The sequence below is a fragment of the Bacillus sp. 105MF genome (assembly GCF_000374885.1).
In the GTDB taxonomy this organism is placed as follows: Bacteria; Bacillota; Bacilli; order Bacillales; family Bacillaceae_G; genus Bacillus_A; species Bacillus_A pseudomycoides.
The window spans coordinates 18,182-35,531 of record NZ_KB895596.1 but is presented as its reverse complement, the minus strand read 5'-3'; the positions used below and the strand labels follow the sequence as shown (position 1 = coordinate 35,531).

General features: G+C 37.3%; 19 protein-coding genes, 1 rRNA gene and 1 pseudogene. 9 read left to right on the top strand and 12 right to left on the bottom strand.

Features of this window, described 5'->3' with window-relative positions:
- Window positions 1-132: ribosomal RNA gene (locus C564_RS0126900) — 16S ribosomal RNA — on the bottom strand; the annotation flags it as partial.
- Window positions 133-800: 668 nt separating this feature from the next.
- Here C564_RS0126900 and C564_RS0126895 point away from each other — a divergent pair.
- Window positions 801-1,481 (top strand): MgtC/SapB family protein, encoded by a 681-nt coding sequence (locus C564_RS0126895; RefSeq protein ID WP_003201638.1) that lies wholly within the window; start codon window positions 801-803, stop codon window positions 1,479-1,481.
- A gap of 104 nt (window positions 1,482-1,585) precedes the next feature.
- Window positions 1,586-2,581 (top strand): potassium channel family protein, encoded by a 996-nt coding sequence (locus C564_RS0126890; protein WP_018767505.1) that lies wholly within the window; start codon window positions 1,586-1,588, stop codon window positions 2,579-2,581.
- Here C564_RS0126890 and C564_RS0126885 read toward each other — a convergent pair.
- Complete coding sequence (locus C564_RS0126885) at window positions 2,571-2,981, bottom strand: YugN-like family protein (protein ID WP_018767504.1); 411 nt, start codon at window positions 2,979-2,981, stop codon at window positions 2,571-2,573. The two genes, C564_RS0126890 and C564_RS0126885, sit on opposite strands and share 11 nt — an antisense overlap.
- Window positions 2,982-3,279: 298 nt before the next feature.
- Window positions 3,280-4,632 carry a glucose-6-phosphate isomerase gene (locus C564_RS0126880; protein ID WP_003201635.1) on the bottom strand — a complete coding sequence of 451 codons (1,353 nt, stop codon included), beginning with the start codon at window positions 4,630-4,632 and terminating at the stop codon, window positions 3,280-3,282.
- A 355-nt stretch (window positions 4,633-4,987) separates the two neighbouring features.
- Here C564_RS0126880 and C564_RS0126875 point away from each other — a divergent pair, with 355 nt between their 5' ends.
- Window positions 4,988-5,221 (top strand): DUF378 domain-containing protein, encoded by a 234-nt coding sequence (locus C564_RS0126875; protein WP_003201633.1) that lies wholly within the window; start codon window positions 4,988-4,990, stop codon window positions 5,219-5,221.
- A gap of 119 nt (window positions 5,222-5,340) precedes the next feature.
- Here C564_RS0126875 and yugI read toward each other — a convergent pair whose 3' ends face one another.
- The 3 genes from yugI to C564_RS0126860 form a co-directional block, all read right to left on the bottom strand.
- Window positions 5,341-5,685 (bottom strand): S1 domain-containing post-transcriptional regulator GSP13, encoded by a 345-nt coding sequence (gene yugI / locus C564_RS0126870; protein WP_018767503.1) that lies wholly within the window; start codon window positions 5,683-5,685, stop codon window positions 5,341-5,343.
- Between the two features lie 305 nt (window positions 5,686-5,990).
- On the bottom strand, window positions 5,991-7,181 hold the full coding sequence (locus tag C564_RS0126865; protein ID WP_018767502.1) for an aminotransferase: 1,191 nt from the start codon (window positions 7,179-7,181) through the stop codon (window positions 5,991-5,993).
- On the bottom strand, window positions 7,178-7,675 hold the full coding sequence (locus C564_RS0126860; protein ID WP_003201624.1) for an Lrp/AsnC family transcriptional regulator: 498 nt from the start codon (window positions 7,673-7,675) through the stop codon (window positions 7,178-7,180). Before C564_RS0126860 ends, C564_RS0126865 begins: the two co-directional genes overlap by 4 nt.
- A gap of 83 nt (window positions 7,676-7,758) precedes the next feature.
- Here C564_RS0126860 and C564_RS0126855 point away from each other — a divergent pair, with 83 nt between their 5' ends.
- On the top strand, window positions 7,759-8,751 hold the full coding sequence (locus C564_RS0126855) for a 2-hydroxyacid dehydrogenase (RefSeq protein ID WP_026008722.1): 993 nt from the start codon (window positions 7,759-7,761) through the stop codon (window positions 8,749-8,751).
- Window positions 8,752-8,859: 108 nt separating this feature from the next.
- A complete protein-coding gene (locus C564_RS0126845; protein ID WP_006096364.1) occupies window positions 8,860-9,699 on the top strand; it encodes an alpha/beta fold hydrolase in 840 nt (279 codons plus the stop codon).
- A 220-nt stretch (window positions 9,700-9,919) separates the two neighbouring features.
- Here C564_RS0126845 and C564_RS0126840 read toward each other — a convergent pair whose 3' ends face one another.
- Window positions 9,920-10,171: a DUF1871 family protein gene (locus C564_RS0126840; protein ID WP_003201618.1), complete on the bottom strand. Its 252-nt coding sequence runs from the start codon at window positions 10,169-10,171 to the stop codon at window positions 9,920-9,922.
- A 117-nt stretch (window positions 10,172-10,288) separates the two neighbouring features.
- Here C564_RS0126840 and C564_RS0126835 point away from each other — a divergent pair, with 117 nt between their 5' ends.
- Window positions 10,289-11,440: a MalY/PatB family protein gene (locus C564_RS0126835; RefSeq protein WP_018767500.1), complete on the top strand. Its 1,152-nt coding sequence runs from the start codon at window positions 10,289-10,291 to the stop codon at window positions 11,438-11,440.
- 35 nt (window positions 11,441-11,475) lie between these two features.
- On the opposite strand, the gene C564_RS0126830 is transcribed toward C564_RS0126835, so the two are convergent.
- The 3 genes and pseudogenes from C564_RS0126830 to C564_RS35495 all read right to left on the bottom strand — a co-directional run.
- Window positions 11,476-12,015 (bottom strand): superoxide dismutase family protein, encoded by a 540-nt coding sequence (locus C564_RS0126830; RefSeq protein ID WP_018767499.1) that lies wholly within the window; start codon window positions 12,013-12,015, stop codon window positions 11,476-11,478.
- Between the two features lie 69 nt (window positions 12,016-12,084).
- The gene (locus C564_RS37010; RefSeq protein ID WP_003201612.1) at window positions 12,085-12,261 is read right to left on the bottom strand and encodes a hypothetical protein; all 177 of its coding nucleotides are present in this window, start codon (window positions 12,259-12,261) and stop codon (window positions 12,085-12,087) included.
- A pseudogene (locus tag C564_RS35495) lies at window positions 12,260-12,397 on the bottom strand (ThiJ/PfpI family protein); the annotation flags it as partial. The pseudogene C564_RS35495 and the gene C564_RS37010, both read right to left, overlap by 2 nt.
- Before the next feature lie 153 nt (window positions 12,398-12,550).
- Between C564_RS35495 and C564_RS0126820 the strand changes: the two are divergent.
- Complete coding sequence (locus C564_RS0126820; protein WP_018767498.1) at window positions 12,551-12,934, top strand: kinase-associated lipoprotein B; 384 nt, start codon at window positions 12,551-12,553, stop codon at window positions 12,932-12,934.
- Window positions 12,935-12,975: 41 nt separating this feature from the next.
- Here C564_RS0126820 and kapD read toward each other — a convergent pair whose 3' ends face one another.
- Entirely contained in the window at window positions 12,976-13,599 is a 624-nt protein-coding gene (gene kapD, locus C564_RS0126815) for a 3'-5' exonuclease KapD (RefSeq protein WP_003201608.1), read from the bottom strand.
- A gap of 277 nt (window positions 13,600-13,876) precedes the next feature.
- Here kapD and C564_RS0126810 point away from each other — a divergent pair, with 277 nt between their 5' ends.
- Window positions 13,877-15,202 carry an ArsB/NhaD family transporter gene (locus C564_RS0126810; protein ID WP_018767497.1) on the top strand — a complete coding sequence of 442 codons (1,326 nt, stop codon included), beginning with the start codon at window positions 13,877-13,879 and terminating at the stop codon, window positions 15,200-15,202.
- A 281-nt stretch (window positions 15,203-15,483) separates the two neighbouring features.
- Here C564_RS0126810 and C564_RS0126800 read toward each other — a convergent pair whose 3' ends face one another.
- Window positions 15,484-15,945, bottom strand: a complete 462-nt coding sequence (locus tag C564_RS0126800) for a hypothetical protein (RefSeq protein ID WP_018767495.1) — start codon at window positions 15,943-15,945, stop codon at window positions 15,484-15,486.
- A 98-nt stretch (window positions 15,946-16,043) separates the two neighbouring features.
- Between C564_RS0126800 and C564_RS0126795 the strand changes: the two genes are divergently transcribed.
- A complete protein-coding gene (locus C564_RS0126795) occupies window positions 16,044-16,736 on the top strand; it encodes a DNA alkylation repair protein (RefSeq protein WP_018767494.1) in 693 nt (230 codons plus the stop codon).
- The last annotated feature ends 614 nt before the right edge of the window (window positions 16,737-17,350 follow it).

Here is a 17,350-nt window from a genome sequence, read left to right as displayed (position 1 = left end):
AGGTTACCCACGTGTTACTCACCCGTCCGCCGCTAACTTCATAAGAGCAAGCTCTTAATCCATTCGCTCGACTTGCATGTATTAGGCACGCCGCCAGCGTTCATCCTGAGCCAGGATCAAACTCTCCAATAAAGTTAGTTTGTCTAGCATCTAAAATAAAAATTGACGTTTCACGTTGTTTGTTTCGTTCAGTTTTCAAAGAACTCGTATGCCGCTCATTTGCGACTTCCTTATGTTAACATCTTCGTTTTTCGATGTCAACTAAGTTTTTTAATTTCTTTTTTCGCTTTCTGCTGTTTCGCATCAGCGACGGTTATTAATATAGCATGTAGAAAAATGAAATGCAACACCCTTTTAAAACTTTTTATAAAAAATAGCCAAGTTTCTCTATTCACGTCATATAATTAATATAATATATATCCATTTTGATTTTCCAACATATAAATCATTGCTATTACAGAACAAGAAGTGACCTGCATTCGGTTCCTCTCTTTACTTTCACTTGGCATGGGGTTGGAAGAGGGGCTGACCGCTTCTATGCATGGATGGATTCTCTCTCCCACCTAAAAAAGGTTTGTGTCGGTTTTTCAATTTGTATTTATATAGAATATTCTTCTTTACATACAGCCTATCTTCCATCAACACAGTTTTTCTCTACATTTCAATTCGTCTCAACGCGTTTATAACTTCTTATCCATATTCTTTACAAAGATACAATTCACAACTTTATAAGATGAACTTTCTATTGATAGATTGTCATCACCACTACATCGAACAAACTTACAAGGAGGAATATACATATGGACTATACCGATTTACTAATCAAGTTAGGTCTCTCTGCTATTTTAGGATTTGCTATCGGGTTAGAACGTGAATTGAAAAGAAAACCACTTGGTTTAAAAACGTGCTTAGTCATTTCAATTATTAGCTGTCTCCTCACGATTGTTTCTATTAAATCAGCTTATAACTTACCTCATACAGATCATATCAACATGGATCCCCTTCGCCTTGCAGCTCAAATTGTATCTGGAATTGGTTTTTTAGGTGCCGGTGTTATTTTAAGAAGAGGAAATGACAGTATCGCAGGCTTAACTACCGCCGCTATGATTTGGGGAGCTTCCGGTATTGGAATCGCTGTGGGGGCTGGTTTTTATCTTGAAGCAATTTTCGGCATGTGTTTTCTTATGATTAGCGTCGAACTCATTCCATTAACAATGAAAGTTTTAGGTCCTAGGTCACTCCGGCAACGAGATATCGCTGTCAAACTTGTTGTAAGCAATATGAACAATATCCCTATTGTTATTGAAGAAATAAAAGCAATGGACATAAAAGTAAAAAACATGAAACTCAAAACATTAGAAAATGGTTCACACTTTTTACAACTAAAATTGTCTGTCGATCAAAAAAGACATACAGCTGACGTCTATTATGCGCTGCAACATTTAGAAAGTGTACAGCAAACGGAAGTTGAAAGTATGTAGTATTCCTTATGAACTACTGAAAAAACTCTCTTACAAAACAGAGAGTTTTTCTTTTTTTCATAATGGTAACAATGTAGCTATACAAAATGAGGAGGAATATAAGTTTGAAATCACGAGCTAACCTAGTAGATGTATTTCGCGACTCCATTATTTTCCGCTTAATTAGCTTCATTGTTGTACTTATTACTGTTTTTGGTTTTCTAATATATAAATTAGAACCCACTTACTTTTCTACATGGTTTGATGGAATCTGGTGGGCGCTTGTTACAACCTTTACTGTCGGTTACGGTGATTACGTTCCACATACACCTGCAGGAAAACTTACAGGCATGATTCTCATTTTATTAGGCACAGGTTTCTGCTCCTATTATATGGTATTATTCGCTACCGAAATGATTAGTAAGCAATATATGAAAATTAAAGGCGAAGAAGCTGCTTCTTGTCATGGTCATATGATTATTGTCGGCTGGAATGAGCGTGCAAAACAAGTCGTGAGCCAAATGCATGTGTTACAACCAGACCTTGATATCGTACTCATCGACGAAACCCTTTCCTTGCTTCCAAAACCTTTCCATCACTTAGAGTTTATTAAAGGATGTCCACACCATGATCAAACTTTATTAAAAGCAAATATTAAAACAGCCCATACGATTTTAATAACGGCAGATAAAGAAAAAAATGAAAGCTTAGCTGACACACAATCAATTTTAAACATTTTAACTGCTAAAGGACTGAATCCAAATATTCACTGTATCGCTGAACTACTCACTTCTGAACAAGTTCAAAATGCAACTAGAGCGGGAGCGACAGAAATTATAGAAGGAAATAAATTAACAAGCTACGTCTTTACTGCATCTCTTTTATTCCCTTCTATTTCAGGTGTATTATTTACACTTTATAATGAAATCTCGGAAAGTAAATTGCAGCTGATGACTGTTCCTACATCTTATAGCGGAAAAACTTTCGAAGCTTGCAGTAGCCTCCTTTTAAAACAAGGCACCCTACTGCTAGGTGTACAGCGGAATGAACAATATCACATCAATCCCATTCATTCCTTCGTTACTATTGAAAGCGACGTATTTATCGTAATTAAACATTAATGAGATGCTTTTCCAACTCTTTTACTAATGCCTTTCCAATATCAATATATTTTCTTTTTATATTCCCATCTGCATCTTGTGGCTCTGCAAATTGATCTAACCCACTTGCTCCAACTGCTAATGTATTTACCTGATCATCCAGTTCGTCTTGGTATACATGTGAAAGAAGATACGGTGTATCAAGGCGAACAACTACTCCTGGTACATCCAGCTCTCCTTCAACTGCTGTAAATGGTACTCTTAAAAATTGATACCCATCTTCCTCATCTACTTTATAATCGAAGCATCCTTTGTCGTAATCCCAATTGCCGCCGATACTATAACCAAGCGGTTTTAATACTTCTTCTAATTTAAAAAGGGCATATGTATGGCCTTCTAAATTTGATTGAATTCGAATCAAGCTATTCATCCTTCCTAGACTTTTTCCTTAGCATGCCCGATTCGTATTTGTTCTAATATCGATATATCGGCGATTCGACACAACTTATCGACTATTCAGTAACATTTGACAAGTCTCATCCCAATCTTTCCAATAAAAAAAGCTATCGGGACTATCCCGATAGCTTTTTCCTCTTTTCTTTATCCAGCTACAGCGGCTAGAGCCTCCGGTCATTTCGCTCTCTCGGTCGAAGTAAAAAACACTTCTTCGTCGAGAACTCCAATACCTTGCGGTTCTGAGCAAGCCGCTTCCGCTTTTCTTACTTCAAACGTTCTTCTAATTCTGCTTTTAATTCTTCGAATCCTGGTTTTCCAAGAAGAGCAAACATGTTTTTCTTGTATGCTTCTACACCTGGTTGGTCAAATGGATTTACACCTAATAGGTAACCGCTCATCGCACATGCCTTTTCAAAGAAGTATACAAGGTAACCGAATGTGTATTCATTTAATTCTGGAATGTTTACGATTAAGTTTGGTACCCCGCCATCACTATGAGCTAGTAATGTACCTTCGTATGCTTTTGTGTTTACGAAGTCTACTGTTTCACCAGCAAGGTAGTTCAGACCATCTAAATCGTTCTCATCTAATTCAATTTTTAGTTCATGTGTAGATTTTCCTACTTTAAGAACTGTTTCAAATAAGTCACGACGTCCTTCTTGAATGTATTGACCTAATGAATGTAAATCAGTAGAGAAGTTTGCTGAAGATGGGAAAATTCCTTTTTGATCTTTCCCTTCACTTTCGCCAAATAGTTGTTTCCACCACTCAGCAAAATATTGAAGTGCTGGCTCATAGTTAACAAGCATTTCAATCGTTTTTCCTTTATTATATAGAGCATTACGTACAACTGCATATTGGTAAGCAGGGTTTTCTTCCAGCTCAGATTTTGCAAAGTCATCATGTCCGGCAGCTGCACCTTGCATCATCTCTTCAATATTTAAACCACTCACTGCAATTGGTAATAAACCAACTGGTGTTAATACAGAGAAACGACCGCCAACATCATCTGGAATTACGAATGTTTCGTATCCTTCTTCGTCAGCTAATGTTTTTAAAGCACCACGCGCTTTATCAGTTGTTGCATAAATACGTCTACGCGCTTCTTCTTTTCCATATTTCTCTTCTAACAATTTACGGAAAATACGGAATGCAATTGCAGGTTCTGTTGTTGTACCTGATTTGGAAATAACGTTAATGGAGAAATCTTTACCTTCTAATACATCCATTAAATCTTTCATATAAGTGGAGCTAATGTTTTGTCCAACAAATAGCACTTGTGGAGTTTTGCGTTGTTCTTTAGAAAGCGTATTGTAGAAAGAATGGTTTAACATTTCAATTGCTGCACGTGCTCCTAAGTAAGAACCACCAATACCTATAACAAGTAAAATGTCAGAGTCATTTTTAATTTTCTCTGCACTTTTTTGAATGCGAGCAAATTCTTCTTTATCATATTGAAGCGGAAGCTCTACCCACCCAAGGAAATCGTTCCCAGCTCCAGTTTTTTCATGGATTGCATGGTGTGATACTTTTACTGCATCACGTAAATAAGTTAGTTCTTGTTCACTGATGAACGATAACGCTTTAGAATAATCGAACGTCACATGTGTGCTCATTTTTTTCCCTCCAATTATGTATATGTATTTCTGTATTCACTTTAGCGAAACTGGGATTGTAAATCAAGCAATTGGAGAATTGTAAACGTAACCAATATGTATTTTTTAAAAAAAGTTCATTTTTTGCATAAAAATTCGCATTTTCAAGTATAGATGTATATACATCCTGTAATGAATATTTTTTGTGTATAAAAACAACAAAGGAGAGTCATTCTATAAGAGAGTTAAGTTGTAGAAGGCGCACTTCCATTTTCGGATTTCGCTTTATACCCACCAACCTCATATAGGTGGATTCTTACTACTCACGAAAACTAAAGGCTTGCTTATGCTTCAAATTTAAGGAGGATTACTCAAGATGAGTACTTTACAACGTATTGCTTTAGTATTCACTGTAATTGGTGCCGTCAACTGGGGACTAATTGGATTCTTTCAATTTGATTTAGTAGCAGCTATCTTCGGTGGGCAAAGTTCAGCACTTGCACGAATCATTTACGGTATCGTTGGTATTTCTGGGCTGATTAACCTTGGTTTATTATTTAAACCATCCGAAAATCTCGGAACACACCCAGAAACACGCGAAGTTCGATAATAAGCGAAGCACGGACTTCGCACTTCCCATCCGACATACGAATATGATTGCATGCAATCATATTTGCTAATATATATCATAATAAAATAAAAGAGAATCGCTAATTTAGCGACTCTCTTTTATTTTGTTAACTGTGATTCTTCAATCCACTCTGTTAACTTCTCGCGAAGCGTATTGAATCCTTTATCAGATGGATTTGGTACGATAATTCTTCCTTGCTTACGCTTTGCTGCTTTTAACGATAAACTCATTTTTCTGTGTTCTTCATCAATTGAAAGTACCTTTACTTCTACTATATCTCCAACCTTTAAAAAATCATGAATATCTTTTACATACCCATTTGTAATTTCAGATATATGCACAAGTCCTTGTGTTTCTTGATCCAATGCTACAAATGCACCGTAATCTTGAATTCCAGTTACTTTCCCTTTTACAACCACTCCTGTTGTGTATTGTTCTGACATATGAAACACTCCCATACGTTTACCAGTTTCCCTGCTATTTGCAGGTTGCAGTAAAAGTACCCACCTCAACATTTAAACGCATGTATACGCAAAGTGAGTAACTGCTCATAAATATCCAATTGGTGAAGACTCATTCCCAAGCGGAAAGAAATATCCCACTTGAGAAAAACTTCACTCTATATTAGTAAATTATACCACTAGCTCCCATTTCATTCAAAATTCATGAAAAAGTTTCCTTTAGTAAGTATAATTTTCAAATATTGGGATAGAATACTAACACATGGCTTTCTAGTATTCCCCCCCTTTTATGGACAAAACGTATTCTGTTTTGTCCTTTTTTTATTTTCTACAAATCGTTTCATTCGCTTCATGGCTTCCATTAATTGTTCAAGCGAAGTTGCATATGAACATCGAATAAACCCTTCACCGCTCTCACCAAACACACTTCCAGGTACAACTGCAACTTTTTCTTCTAGCAATAATTGTTCCGCAAATTCTGCTGAGGATAATCCTGTTGAAGAAATCGAAGGAAACACATAGAATGCTCCGCCTGGCACATGACACGTTAAGCCCATTTCATTAAACGATGTCGTCATAAAATTACGGCGCTTTTTATAACTTTCTCTCATTCGAATGACTTCATCATTTCCAAAACGAAGCGCTTCTAATGCTGCAAATTGTGACATCGTTGGTGCGCACATCATTGAATATTGATGAATTTTCAGCATCAACTCTGAAAAGTGGACAGGAGCCGCAATCATTCCAAGGCGCCATCCAGTCATCGCAAATCCTTTTGAAAATCCTGAAATTAAAATCGTATGATCACGCATATTTTTAATGCTCGCAAAACTCGTATAAGCCTCGTCATATACAAGCTCCGCATAAATTTCATCAGATAGTACAATGAGATTATACTTTTCAACGATTACTGCTAACTTTTCTAATTCAGACTTGTTTAAAAGTGCTCCTGTTGGATTATTTGGAGAACAAAGTAAAATTGCTTTTGTTTTTGTTGTAATCGCTGCTTCAATTTGCTCCGACTGTACTTTAAATGCATCCTCTAATGAAGTTGCTACCGGAACTGGCACTCCTCCAGCTAATGTAACAAGTGGGCCATATGATACAAAGCTCGGTTCAATGATGATCACTTCGTCGCCAGGATTTACAATAGCGCGCATCGCAACATCTAACGCTTGGCTCGCTCCAACTGTAACAATAATTTCTTCATCTGCATTATAGGAAACATGAAATTGCTTTTGAAGATACTTTGCTATTTCTTGACGTAACTCTAATAATCCTGCATTCGCAGTATATGCTGTGTATCCTTCTTCTAACGAACGAATACATGCCTGTCTCACATGCCATGGTGTAACAAAATCCGGCTCTCCCACCCCTAGTGAAATAACACCTTTCATACCTGCCGCTAAGTCAAAAAACTTACGGATACCGGATGGTTGTAAAGATTCTGCTGCTCTTGATAGTTCAAACTGCTTCATGGTGCCACCACAATCCGTTTATCATCATCAGTTTTGTCATAAATAAGTCCCTCATGTTTATATTTTTTCAAAATAAAATGTGTTGTTGTTGACACAACTGATTCAATTGTTGCTAACTTTTCAGAAACAAAACTTGCCACTTCACTCATACTTTTTCCTTCCAACGTAATAGAAAGGTCGTATGTCCCTGACATTAAATAAACCGATTTCACTTCTGAATAACGGTAAATTTGTTCTGCAACAGAATCAAAGCCAACACCGTGCTTCGGTGTAACTTTCACATCAATCATAGCTGTTAAACCGCTATGTTCTTTTACTTTTGTCCAATCTATATGTGTAACATAATCAACAATGATTTTTTCTCTTTCTAATTTCTCAACCATTTCTTTTACTGCTTCTACTTTTATATTTAACATTTTTGCTAAAGTTTCTACGGATAAACGACTACTTTTTTCAAGACAAGCTAATAATTCTAATTCTTTTTCAGTTACCATATTCTTCATCCTTCCTTTTGTTTGTTTTTAAATTATACAGACACCTTTTTATGTTTGAAAAGAAGATTTTTTTAGAGAATTATGTGAAAATAAAAAAGAAAGGGGCGGAAACCGTGAAACCAAAAGTATATATCGCTGAACGCGTTCCAAAATTTGTAGAAACATATCTCTCCGAGCATTGTGAATATGAAAAATGGGATAGTAGTGAAAAGATTCCTCGTGAAGTTCTATTAGAAAAAATAAAAGATAAACATGGCTTGCTTAACTTTGGGACAAAAATCGACGAAGAGTTATTGCGAGCAGCTCCTCACTTAAAAGTTGTGAGCAACATTTCTGTTGGCTATGATAACTTTGATTTAGAAGCGATGCAGGGCAGAAACGTGATTGGAACGAATACTCCATATGTATTAGATGATACAGTGGCCGATCTTGTTTTCGCTCTTATGCTATCAGCCGGACGACGCGTATGTGAACTTGATTCTTATGTAAAAGACGGTAATTGGAATGCCGAAATTACAAAAAAGCACTTCGGACTGGATGTACATCATAGTACAATTGGGATTATTGGAATGGGGCGAATTGGAGAAGCTGTTGCCAAGCGCGCAAAATTTGGATTTGATATGAATGTCCTTTATTATAATCGGCGTCGTAAGGAAGAGGCCGAACAAAAATTTGATGCCGCGTACTGTGATTTACACACACTACTAAAGCAATCTGATTTCATTGTTCTTTTAACGCCATTAACAGAAGAAACATATCAGCTCATTGGAGAAAAGGAATTTTCATTAATGAAAGAAACAGCTATTTTCATTAATGCTTCCCGCGGGAAAACAGTTGATGAACCTGCATTAATCGACGCACTGAAACAAAAGAAAATCTTTGCAGCAGGTATCGATACATTTACACAGGAACCGGTCGAAAAAGATAATCCGTTATTATCTTTAACAAACGTCGTTACGCTGCCGCACATCGGATCTGCGACATTAAAGACAAGACACCAAATGGCAATGACTGCTGCAGAAAATTTAGTTGCAGGGTTACAAGGAAAAACACCGCCTAATATTGTACGAGGATAACACTTAGCACTGAAAAAGGTAGGATGGACCCCATCTTGCCTTTTTTTGTTAACATAAATCTTTTTCTACTAGGAGATGATATGAAAAAAATCAATGGAGTGAAAGAAAATGAAACATGAGCTAGAGCATCCCTACTTCACTTTTTCCACTCGCGGCACTACTGTTCATTACGAATTGTATGAACACCAGAGTAATGAGGAAAAACCAACTTTTGTACTCGTTCACGGTTTTCTCTCATCCTCATTTAGTTACCGACGACTTATCCCACTGCTTGCAAAAGAAGGAACGGTTGTCGCACTTGATTTACCACCGTTCGGAAAAAGTGATAAGTCCAACCAATTTATATATTCCTATCATAATTTAGCAACTATAATTATCGATTTAATGGAACACTTAGCACTCCAAAACATTGTGCTAGTCGGTCATTCAATGGGCGGACAAATCTCACTCTATGTGAATCGCATACGTCCTGATTTAATTACAAAAACAATCTTACTATGTAGCTCAAGCTACTTAACACGAGCAAAGTTTCCGCTCATCTACTCTTCCTATTTACCGTTCTTTCATTTATACGTAAAAAATTGGATTATAAGAAGAGGCATCGTTCATAATTTAATGAATGTCGTTCATGACCACTCTTTAATTGATGATGAAATGATGGAAGGGTACGCTGCTCCCTTTTATGATAACCGCATTTTCCCTGCTTTAACGCGAATGATCCGGGACCGAGAAGGAGATTTATCATCAGCTGAATTACGAAAGATCGAGACCCCAACCTTACTCATTTGGGGTGAAAAAGACCGCGTTGTTCCTGTTCATGTCGGGCACCGGCTACACAAAGACTTGCCAAACTCTACATTTATTTCATACGAAAATACAGGACACTTGCTACCAGAGGAAAAGCCAGAACATGTATATGAAGAAATCATAGCATTTTCAGCACAATAGTATTCATATACACATCAGCGCTTTTTAAAATATATCGGCGCTTCGACACAACATATCAACCATTCTAAAAGGTACGATATAAAGTGAAACTTTATTCAGTGGAAGGTCTTCATCCCCGATCTAATTTCTTTGCTTTCGCTGAATTTTGAGGTGGGAGTGCTACTGCCAGTTAATGCGGGATAAACTTCCTACTAAAAAAGCTGTCGGAACTTCCGACAGCCTACAATGAACAACTTCCGCCTTCTTTTAATACGAGTAATTCCTGTGCTAATTTCTCGCATTTTTCAATAGCTGGTACTTCTTCAAACGACATAAAATAAATATGCTGTATTTTTTTTGCAATATATTTCGGATCGTCAAACGCACTTACCACGTACACAACATCGCTTGCTTCTGTTTCATAAAATTCCGGTCCCATTTGAAAAGGATCCCAATTCTTCACCATTTCCACCATCTTTTCATATGCGCCCATCTACTTCCCGCCTTTTCCTATTTTTCACTCTTTTCTTTATCGTATCACATCAGCTATTCTAGAAGAAGGGAGGAACTTTCACAAAATTATAGATTCAAGTAGAAGGGAGCAAAAAAGATGCAGCAATTTCATAAAACTGTAAACCGCCGGGGAACACATAGTGTAAAGTGGGATACATATAAGAATGAAGAATTGTTACACGCATGGATTGCAGATATGGATTTCCCTATTCCACAGCCAATTCAATCTGCACTGCAAAAACGCCTTGGGCATCCTATTTTCGGATATACAATGCCACCTGAAGAAATAACAGATATTATTTGTCGTTGGACAAAAAGTGCATACAATTGGGATATAAAAGAAGAATGGATTGTATTTAGTTCAGGTATCGTTCCTGCTCTTAGCACTAGTGTACAGGCTTTCACAACTGAAAATGATACCGTACTTGTACAACCACCTATTTATCCCCCATTCTTTGACATGGTCACAAAAAATAACCGTCATGTATGGGAAAGTCCATTACTTTTACAGGGCGGCACATACACAATGGATTTTGAACATTTGGAAACACAGTTTCAGCAAGGTGTAAAACTTATGTTTCTTTGTAGTCCACACAATCCGGTTGGTCGCGTTTGGACAAAAGACGAGCTTACAAAACTCGGCACGCTATGTGAACAATATAATGTAACCGTTATCTCAGATGAAATTCATGCAGACCTTATTTTCTCAGGTCATACACACACGCCATTTGCTTCATTGTCAAAACAATTAGCAGCGCGTACAATCACTTGCATGGCGCCAAGTAAAACATTTAATATCGCAGGCTTACAGGCATCTATTATTATTATTCCTGACAAAAAACTTCGAAATGCCTTTACAGCTGTGCAACACCGTCAAGGCTTTCATGGGTTAAATACATTTGCTTATGTAGCAATGCAAAGCGCCTATACAGAGTGTACCGATTGGCTAGCAGAAATGCGTTTATATATAGAAGAAAATGCCCGATTTGCTTGTGAATTTATCAAGCAGCATATCCCTACCCTTTCCGTTATTCAATCAGAAGGTACTTTTTTACTATGGGTCGACTGTTCTCGCCTTGACCTATCTCAAAAAGAACGAACAAAACAGCTTGAAGAAAACGGGAAAATTATCGTTGAACCAGGTGAAAAATACGGAGCAGGTGGAGAACAACATATTCGGATTAACATCGGCTGTTCAAGAAGACAACTTGAAGAAATACTACATAGACTTAAGTGTGCATTTTCATAATTAACTGAAAAAAGCTACCCTTTCAAAGGTAGCTTCTACTTTTTCTTAGCGGCTGCCTTTTCTACAATGACGCCACAAGCAATTCGATTCCCTGAATTTCCAGCAGGTTGCGTCATACCATCATCAGGCTTTTCCGTAATAATGATAGACGCACCATCTTTTCGATGCAGCGTTGTTTTCCCTTCTTGAAGTGATACATTAGGCGCTTCAATCTCCGCCTTAATCTTTCCTGTATCATCCGCAATAACATTCGGCAAATCACCATTCTCTGCACCTTTTGGATTCATAAGTCCATGTTTCTTTTTCTTCTCTAAATTAAAATGATTACCAGCTGATATAAAACGTGGTGCTTTACACTCTCCAATTTCATGAATATGTAATCCATGTACACCTGGCGAAAATCCTTCTGCCTTAATGGATATTTTCACACCACTTGTTTGCTGCTTCACTTTTGCTGTTCCAACTTTATCACCAGAAGCATTATATAATTTCACATCGATTTCTTTCGGATTTCCTTTATCACAACCTGCCATAAGAAACAGCAAACAACACCCGAATAAAAGCTGCTTTTTCATCACAATTCCCTCCAGAATACATTCTGCCCTTAGATTGTCCGAGCATAGAGGGAAACATACAAAAACGAATTAGTGTTTCTTTTCCGCTAACAGCTTTCGCTCCACTTTCTCCAAACGTTCCGCCTCTCTCTTTGATACGCGAATAAACATGCGCCATGTTGCAATCGCACCGATTATAAATAAAACACAAACAATCCCTGGAATAATATATTCTGTTTTATCTTCTGGAAAATATAAAGGCATCATGAAGATCACTCCTCCCTACAAGTTTAACGTCCCAATTTTTTATTCTTCCAATCGAGTTTACTCTATTCAGTAAATCCCACGGCAAAAATACATCTATACCTGTGAATTCATCGAAGCAAACGATACATACCTTCATCCTTTCGATTCCTCAGAATTTTCTGTTATATCATTTCGAATTATAACATTTCTCTGATCACAAGCACACCTAACTTCTCAAAATCATTCTCCAGCAAATGATTTCTTTGACTCTATTCCCCACTTTCCTTACTATAAAATTGAGGTGAAAAATATGAGCGAAACATTCCAAATTGGTGATATCGTTACTGGTATCTATAAAACAGGAAAGTATATCGGTGAAATTACAAACAGCCGTCCTGGAAGTTACGTTGTGAAAGTGTTAGCTGTTTTAAAACATCCGACGCAAGGTGATTTACATAATGTAAAACAAGCGGATGTTCCATTTTTCCATGAAAGACGCGCTTTAGCATTCAGGGAGCAAACAAATATCCCGCAGCAAATGGTGAAAAAATACGAGGGCGATATTCCGGATTATAAAGAATCCTTACAATCCGCACTAGAAGCACAAATGAATGAATTCTCAGAAGATGATGGTCCGTTTGCGAGGCGTAGTTTGCAGGCACTCCAGCAGTTAAAACAAGATTACAAGCTGTAAAAAAACAAAACGACCAAATTACACAGTTTGTAATTTGGTCGCTATTGTGTACTCACTTTCTTTAACACCTTTGAAAAATCGATGAGCTCACCTAAAGTCGGGGGAGATGGCTTTACTAAATATTCTTTATCCTTTTCAACCAGTTTAAAAATATTATAGGTCGTTATCGCATCATCAAGCGCGCAATGATGCTTTCCTGTTCCTACTTTCCCATACGCTTCAATCGCTTTCCATAATCCAGTTTGATTCCGTTCGCCAAAGAAACGTTTATACTCGAGTGATAAATCTCGGCATTGCCCCGAAAAAGGAAACTCGGCACCTATGGCCTCACAATTATGCTTCAATACTTTCATATCCATATTGCCCCACGTTACAATTGTTGTTTGACAACGTTTTTCATATTGTACAAGTTTCTCGACAAGTTCCAAAAAAGAAATTCCTCCGTCTACCGCTTCCTGATTAATTCCTAAAAATTTTTTACACCGCTCTGTTAAGCATGAAAAAGTTTCCGGTCGTACATACGATGAATACGTATCTTCCACTACACAATCAACAACTGATACGAGTCCTACCTCAATAATTTCTGGAAAAAACCCCTTTGGTTTCTTCCTATTTTGAGGCATCGTGAACTCAAAATCCAAAAATAAAAATTGTTGTCCATCCATACGATCCCTTCCTTATCATTCTGTCTACTTTGTACTCCTACACGAACAGGCTCGAATGCTATTACATAAGATACATTCAGATTGATGTATCTTATGTATATGTCAAATAACCACAAATATTTTTAAAAAGAAGAAAAATTCATTTGTACAGAAAATATGACAAAACAAACCCTTTCATTTACATCCGACATTTTTCTACTTTATAATGGCTTTAAGTGTGTTTCTTCCAGAAATTTATGACACACTAAGAAAAGTTACCCGAAAGGAGATGGAATTTTTGCACGAAACAACGCAAGAAATCGCTAACTGGCAATATTACTTTGCAATCGCAGTCTTTCTAATTACATATGCCATTATCATTTCAGAAAAAATTAACCGTGCTGTTATCGCACTTCTCGGTGCAGCACTTATGGTCATCTTTGGTGTCGTCGACTTGCACAACGCTTTTACAAAACATATTGAATGGGGAACCATCACGCTACTGATCGGTATGATGATATTAGTAAACATTACAAGTAAATCAGGCGTATTCCAATATGTTGCAATTAAAGCCGCTAAACAAGCACAAGGAAATCCAATTAAAATCTTAATTTCTCTTTCTTTGCTTACCGCGCTCGGTTCCGCATTTCTAGATAACGTAACAACTGTACTTCTTGTTGTTCCCGTTACTTTATCTATTACGCGTATTTTACAAGTAAATCCTGTTCCATATTTACTTTCCGAAATTATTTTTTCAAATATTGGGGGAACTGCAACATTAATTGGTGACCCACCAAACATTATGATTGGTTCTGCAAACAAGCATTTAGATTTTAATGCTTTCTTATTCAACTTAGCCCCAATCGTACTAATTATTATCGCTGTTACCGCGACAATGATTTACTTTATGTACCGCAAGCAGTTAATTGCTGACCCTATACAAATTAAAAAACTAATGAGCTTAGACGAAAAACAATACATTAAAGATGCTGTACTAATGAAAAAATCTTTAACTGTACTTGGACTTACAATCCTCGGTTTTATGACTCATTCTATTTTCCACATTGACGCCGCAGTAATCGCATTAACAGGTGCTACTGTACTTATGCTAATCGGTGTAAAAGAGCATGAAATTGAAGAAGTATTCGCTCACGTAGAGTGGATTACAATTTTCTTCTTTGCCGGTCTATTCGTACTCGTTGGTGGACTTATTGATATCGGACTTATCAAAATGTTAGCCCAAAAAGTAATCGGTTTAACAGGTGGAGATGTTTCTTACGCATCCATCCTTATTTTATGGGTATCCGGCATTGCTTCAGCAACAATCGATAACATTCCGTTCGTTGCAACAATGATTCCACTTATTAACGATATGGCAGTCGGTCTTGGTCTATCACCTTCTGATGCACAAATCGATGTATTATGGTGGTCATTAGCATTAGGAGCCTGTCTAGGTGGAAACGGAACATTAATCGGTGCTTCCGCTAACGTAATCGTTGCTGGAATCGCAAGCCGTGAAGGACACCGATTTAGCTACGTGGACTTCTTAAAAGTTGGTTTCCCAATTATGATCGTTTCATTAATTGTTTCTCACATTTATATTTATCTGCGTTACTTAATGTAGGTATAAAAAGCGGGAGTGGTTCGCTTAGAATATGAAGGGGATGGAACTTCTTCCGCCGAGGCGCTCTTTGCCTCGGCGGAAGAAGCGAAGCCACCGAACATTCTAGCCACTGGAGCTGGATTTCATAAAAAGCGGAAGTGGCTCGCTTAGAATCACTATCCAAAAAAGGCTATCGCTAGATGCGATAGCCTTTTCCCTTTCTATTTTCCATCATATATCGGCGGTTCGAAACAACATATCGACCGTTCGACAATATGCAACATGATTATTCATAATAAATTCTAATATTTCGTTGGCTCATTTCGAATCAAAAACAAGTGAATCGGAAGAAAAATAGAACATGTTATCACATGGATGACTGTAAATAATATTGCGTTCGTACCATAACGATCCAAAATGGCGTATACTAAGTAAATCGACAGAACAAGTACTACAACACTTGCTAAAAGGCTTATGATTGGAATGAAGTTCAAAATAAAACAAGCAACGTATATACCGAATACTTTCCATCCAGCCCCTTCTTTCAAAAAGTCAGGTAACTTCTCCCTTGCCAAATCCCCCCATACTTTACTATTTAAAAATGGAATAAAAGCAAGAATGCCATCTTCAGCACCATCATTTTTTGCCATTGTATAGAGTGCAAATGCAGTTAACAAATACGCAATAAATGCCCAGATTAAAATAATAACAATAGCAACAAAACTAAGAGCAAAAAAACCCGCTAATATACTTTGATCTTCCATCGCTCCCTCTCCTTTCTACTGTCATCGGATTTCTTATATCCATTTCATATCACTTCTTTATATAATATGAACAAAGACCATGAAAGGAGAACAATTTTATGCACCCATTTGTAAAAGCCTTACAGCAACAGTTTATCGCACATCAAAATCATGAAAAAGCAGAACCAATGGCTCGTTATATGAAAAATCATTTCCCATTTCTCGGTATTCAAACACCGGAAAGAAGAAAGCTATTACGTGAAGTCATACAAGTACATAAACTTCCAGACAAAGAGGACTTTCAAACCGTCATCCGTGGACTTTGGGATTTACCAGAACGCGAATTCCAAGCCGCCGCTCTCGATCTATTACAGAAATATAAAAAGCATCTCGATAAAACTCACATCCCGTTCTTAGAAGAACTCATTATAACGAAATCATGGTGGGATTCCGTTGATGGCATTGTTCCTACTTCCCTAGGAAGCATTTTTTTGAAACATCCAGAAGCCATTCAAACATACATCCCGAAATGGATTGCTTCAGAAAATATATGGTTACAGCGCTCCGCAATCTTATTTCAACTAAAATATAAAGAACAAATGGATGAAAAACTTCTCTTCTCAATCATTGGACAACTCAAATCTTCAAAAGAATTTTTCATCCAAAAAGCAATCGGCTGGGTACTTCGTGAATACGCAAAAACAAGCCCAGAGGTTGTATGGGAATATGTTCAAAATCATGAACTTGCTCCTCTAAGCAAACGTGAAGCAATTAAACATATTCGCTCTACTATGAGCACCTCTTCAGATTGAACTACCCCCACCTTCACTTCATTTAGAGGAAGGGGGTCTTCTCGGTTAAAATGATAAAGAATAGTAAAATAGGCGAAACTCTATCATATATATCCATCTTGATTTTCCAACATAGCAGTCCCTGCCATGAAAACAAAAGAAGATATCCACTTATTTTCTCCTTTTGTTTTCACTTGGTATGGGGCTAAAAAAGTCACTGTCCGCTTCTAGCCATGGGCGGACGCTCTCTCCCATCTAAAAAAGAAAGGTTTTCTATCCTTTTTTCAATTTGTATTTATACAGATACAATCGTTCCTCTATTGTGATTTAAAAAGGAACATGATAGAATATGGTCATTATTATAAAATATAGTAGCGATGACAGACTTATAAGTACTTGCACAAAAAGCGATTCAGGGATAGTGAAAGCCTGAAAAAGCAAGGAAACGGCAGTCTCGAGCAATACGTGATAAAGTGGTTGTGTGTTTACGCACACATCAACTAGGGTGGAACCGCGGGTATACAAGCTCGTCCCTAGGCAAAAATGCCTAGAGACGAGCTTTTTTGTATTTCAAGGCGCAAGCGGCTTGCTTGAGAAATTGCCATTCAACAAGTACATCCAGTCATCGCCAATAC